Origin of the sequence: Syntrophothermus sp., from assembly GCF_013314835.1 — a bacterium.
GTDB classification, from domain to species: domain Bacteria; phylum Bacillota; class Syntrophomonadia; order Syntrophomonadales; family Syntrophothermaceae; genus Syntrophothermus; species Syntrophothermus lipocalidus.
Window position 1 is genome coordinate 1 of the sequence record NZ_JABUEX010000102.1, and the last position, 4,833, is coordinate 4,833.

The following is a 4,833-nucleotide window of genomic DNA, read 5'->3' on the forward strand; positions in this document are numbered from 1 at the left end:
CGGTTCCACCGAAAGGCAAGCGGCCGCCGGGGCGTGGCCTCCGCCCCGTGCTTCTTCAAAATCTCCTGCACCTCTGGTGCCCTTATATTTTGTTTAATATTTCCTAAAAAGGTGGTATAATTAACATATGGATACATTTTCCCGTTTGATTGATTCCTTTCCATGCAGCAAATTAAATGTTCTCTGCGTCTGGCCGCGCTATTACAGCAAATATCCTCCTCTAGGTCTGCTTAAACTTTCGGCTTACCACCGTCTGCGCGGAGACATGGTGCAGCTGGTACGGCCGCCCGAGATTCCGGAATTTACCCCGGACGTTATTTACGTCACATCGCTGTTCACTTATGCTTGGGAAAAAGTCAAAGAGGCGGTGGGGTATTACCGGCATCTCTTCCCCGGGAAGCCTGTTGTTCTGGGGGGCATTTATGCCAGCCTCATGCCGGAGCATGCCCAAGAGGAAATCAAGCCGGACTATATCTGGCGAGGTATCGTTTCTGAGCTTGAAGAAATACTGCCGGACTATTCACTGGTGCCTGGTTGGAAGGGCAGCATTGTTTTTACCTCACGTGGCTGCATCAGAAACTGCCCTTTCTGCGCCGTTCCGGTATTGGAGCCCGACTTTGTTTGCCGTTCATCCGTAGGCGACCTTATCAACAAAAAATACAATCAGGCAATCTTCTGGGACAACAACTTCCTTGCTTCCCCGTACCATCAGGAAATACTGGAAGAACTGATAAACATCAAAAAAGCGAAGCGTTATTTCCAGATCGACTTCAACCAGGGGCTTGACGCCAGACTGATCACGCCGGACAACGCCGCCGCCATTGCTTCCCTCCGCATGAGCGTTGTCCGTCTGGCTTACGATTCCACCTGCCACCGAAAAGCCCTGAAGCGTGCCATAGACATGCTCTGCGAGGCGGGGGTCAGCAAGAAGCGTTTTGTAGTTTACGCCATGTTCAACTTCGAAGATACCCCGGATGACTTCCTGAGCAGAGTCCAAGATCTGCTTTCCTGGGGCGTGGCGGTGTACCCGATGAGATACCAGCCTATAGATGCTCTCAAGAAAGACTCATACGTTGCACCGGGCTGGACTCCGGAGCTGCTGGAAATGGTGGCCGACGCACGCCGCGTCCTGGGAGTGCACGGAGCGTGGCCGTCTTACGAAGCCCTGAAGCGCAAGTTCTTAGACGCCCCGGATCTCAGGAGCGCCCTGATTTTGAGAAAACCGAAGGAGGTGGTTGCCATTTGAGTTTGGAACAGTTAACGGATTCTGCGAGAGAAATCATCATGACCCTGGCCGCAAACAATGCAAGTTTCATCCCCGCATCCCCGACCGATGAGCCCCCTTTAGAGACCGAACCGGCAGACCCCGATAAAATCAAAGACGACTCTTACTTCGGAGACGACAATATCTGCGAAACATACGAACCCGTTGATCGCTTTCGTCCCATCCTGAATATACCTGTAGGTTCCCCTATTCGCCGCAGCGAAGACCATGTTTTCCGCTATTTTCTTGACGGTTCTCTCAGAACTTATTATTGGGGCGATGTTGCGATTTCCACCGCTTCCTATCCGGTACTCGTTTCCGAAACAGCCGTCAGTATCTTGAAGCGCAACGAGGAAGGCCGCTTGTATCCTTGCCGCTCGGATCATCAGCTCCTGGCCATATTTCCTTTCACAAGCGGTGTTCTCCGTGATGCCCTGGAAAACCGCCCGCTAGGCATGATAACCCCTGTTTTTCTGGAATCCGAGCCGGATCCCAGGCGAGACCTTCGTACCATTTTGGCAGCCAAGGCCCGTGAGCGGCTCCATGCCCTGGAGGCTAATGCCGCAGCAAACCTGGCGGGCCGGGCGGACGGGGAGTGGCTCATCATCGACGGCGATATCCGCCAGAACATATTCCTGCGCTTAAAGAATGTTATTGGGCTGGCCAAGTCTTTCAGCTGGAAGCCTGTAATCAAAGTGGCAAATTCCCAGTTCCACTTTAACCTGCCCCGGGTGATCCAGAGGCTGCGGGAAAACGAACGCACCCCCGTATTACGCAAGAAATCGGGGGATTACCCGTCTTTAGCCTTCTGGTATCTCCGGTTTTGGCCCATAGATCGTGTAGACAACTACATGCAGGGAGTCGTTAAAGTCGAGGCAGTAATGGAAGGCCAGTGGGACGAAGAGAAAGCCGCCCTTGTCAGTCGATTGAGCCGCGCTCTGATTGCGGAAAAGGCCCCGGTTATCTATCCCGAGCGCCGCTGGCACTCTCACATTTATCCCATTTACCAGGCCGAGACGCATGTCAAGGAAACCTTGTTTTCGCCTCAAGTCATGAGGCAGATATTATTTGCCAGAGGAGGTTTTAATTTAAGTGCACAATAATGACAAACCCAACGGCAATGTTATAGATTTTCCGCCGGCTGAGGATTTGGAAGGCTTTGTGGATATCCCGCCGGCCGAAGATTCTGAACCCCCTGTGATAGGAAAAGTCTCATCGACCGAACGGGACCCCAGCACATCATCAACCTTTTCCTTTTGGGTGCAAAACGGCGTCCTGATCAACCCCTTCGACTACGTTTCTGTAGAAAACTTCGGGGGATCCCGGACTATAGGCGTGGTGAAGGAAATCCTTGCTCCTACCGATGCCAAGAGCCACCTAGCGAATTATGTTTCATCTAGCTTCGGGGACGTAGAAGCGGAAGGCAATACCCGCCGGGTCACTACGGTTATAGCCTGGGCGGATGTAGCCGCCAACACCGGAGTGGAATCACCCCACACCAGGCGCGGCAGGCGTGCCGTGTGGTATCCTGCGCTCAACGACAGCCCCGTGCGCTTTGCCACCAACGAAGAGGTTCACTTGGCGCTGGGAATGGACGCCCTGGCTCCCGAAGACGGTCTTCCGGCCGGGGTGATACTCCGCTCGTCCGGGGACCCCCTGCCTCTTCTCCTCGACCGGCGCTATGTGCTGGGACCTGAAGCGGCACACGTAAACGTATCCGGCACCTCCGGCCTTGCCGCCAAGACATCATATTTGATGTTCCTGCTGAGGCTCGTTATGGAGTATTACGGCAACGAGACCGCGGCCATTATTTTTAACGTGAAGCAGCAGGACCTGCTCTTTATAGATGAAGAGCCGGCGCCAGGATTTATGGACGACTACGATCGGAACCTTTACCGCATTCTTGGTTTTGGCGATCTCGACCCCTTCACAAACGTTCGGTACTATTTCCCCTACCATGCCCGGGACATCTCATCGGTTTATGAAAACCCTTCCGAAAAACATGCGTTCTACTACGCCTATGCCCTGGACGACGTATACGATGAGCTGGACCTGCTCTTTTCGGAGATCGACGACCCGCAGTTCACCCTGGCCAGCATCGCAAGCCACGTCGCCCAGGACTACGGCAGGATGAGGTTTAGAAGGGCCGTAAATGAAGGTTATGTTTCTATTCCGGCCGGCACAGAGGTAAGAACCTGGACTCACCTTAAATTTTTTGACGACTTTCCCCAAGACACAATCGGAGGCGGAAATCCCAGAAGCGTACTGGGGCGATTCAAGCGCCACTTGAGGCGGTTGACGACCCCGAGCGTTTTCGTGGACAACAGAACGCCGACTGCTCTTGGCGGTGACGTTTACTATCTGGGGGACGTGATCCGCGAATCCCTGGCACCCGGAGACATCGTAGTTGTGGACATCCAGCCTTTCGAGGACAGAATAGGAACTCAGGGGTTCATCGTCGGCGACATCGTGCGGAGACTGAAGGAGGCTTACCGGGAAAACCGCGACCGGATGCCGCGCCACACGGTTATACTCATTGACGAGCTGAACCGGTATGTCCCATCGGGCACCCCTCTCACGGCTCTTGGCCGGGAAATAGTCGATCTTGCCCGGGTCGGGCGCGCCGAAGGCGTGACCCTGTTTACCGCCCAGCAGTTCCGGGCCGACATCCACCACCAGGTTTACGAGAACTGTGCCACAAGCCTTGTGGGAATAACTGGTTCCACGGAGCTTTCCCGCCCCGCTTATGATTTTCTGGACAAGCAGACGAAGGCCGTTGTAGGTGGCCTTGAGCCCGGCGAAATGGTGCTGGTCAACCGCAGGCTGAAGCAGCCTGTTCGCATCGTTTTCCCTAAGCCGCCTTACAAGAGACAGGAGAGATGACATCAACACAAAAGGTAAAAAAATCTGATAAAATTTAAACTATGGAACCTCTGAACTTACTGCAAAAATACAGCAGGGCTTTTTCCATATGCCTGGCGGCAGATCGCCCGAATGCGAAATGACCGGGGCAAGGCCCTCTCCTGGTGGCCGGACTGGTGTTTTGCGCCCATTGCGGCTTCAATCGCCATCATCACAAACGGTGCTCCGGTTTCGGCCCTTCCGAGTTCGCGATGATGCAGCAATACCCTCCGGCGGTTATGGCCGCTCTGCCGCATGGTGGATCACAAAGGGGATCTACCGCTTTCGACGAGACGCTGTTCCGGGCAGACATCGTTATAAGAGAGGCAAACATTTGGGGAAAAGCTGCCCAGGTGTTCAAGGCAATCGCTACGAAAGACGCGACCGTGCTACGCTCTCTTAAAGTAGAAAAGATGAGATCCCGTCCCGAGGAGTGGCGCAAAAAAGCGGTAAGAGTTCTGACAACGCTTTCTAAGTCCGAAGCGTATCGAATTAATACCAGAGATACTGGTTAGTAAGGGAAGGAGTAAGCATATAAGGCTACACCTTATATTTTGTGTTTATAAGTTGTCTCCTTATAATGGATTGGATTTCTCCAGATTCAGAGAATGTTTAGAAGTAATTTCAAGTTTTTTTGCTTTCATACCTGCTTTATCCTACCTTTCCTA

4 protein-coding genes are annotated in these 4,833 nt (G+C 53.3%); all 4 read left to right on the forward strand.

Annotated features, from left to right (window positions below; genetic code table 11):
• Positions 1–127 precede the first annotated feature (127 nt).
• The gene (locus HPY90_RS14815; RefSeq protein WP_287195636.1) at positions 128–1,246 is read left to right on the forward strand and encodes a radical SAM protein; all 1,119 of its coding nucleotides are present in this window, start codon (positions 128–130) and stop codon (positions 1,244–1,246) included.
• The gene (locus HPY90_RS14820; RefSeq protein ID WP_287195638.1) at positions 1,243–2,367 is read left to right on the forward strand and encodes a hypothetical protein; all 1,125 of its coding nucleotides are present in this window, start codon (positions 1,243–1,245) and stop codon (positions 2,365–2,367) included. The genes HPY90_RS14815 and HPY90_RS14820 overlap by 4 nt, the downstream gene beginning before the upstream one ends.
• Complete coding sequence (locus tag HPY90_RS14825) at positions 2,357–4,147, forward strand: hypothetical protein (RefSeq protein ID WP_287195640.1); 1,791 nt, start codon at positions 2,357–2,359, stop codon at positions 4,145–4,147. Before HPY90_RS14820 ends, HPY90_RS14825 begins: the two co-directional genes overlap by 11 nt.
• A gap of 155 nt (positions 4,148–4,302) precedes the next feature.
• On the forward strand, positions 4,303–4,680 hold the full coding sequence (locus HPY90_RS14830; RefSeq protein ID WP_287195642.1) for a hypothetical protein: 378 nt from the start codon (positions 4,303–4,305) through the stop codon (positions 4,678–4,680).
• Positions 4,681–4,833 lie beyond the last annotated feature (153 nt).

Bases quoted from the DNA above. Each gene is read 5' to 3' on its own strand.
- HPY90_RS14815 (WP_287195636.1), top strand. From the start codon at position 128: ATGGATACATTTTCCCGTTTGATTGATTCCTTTCCATGCAGCAAATTA.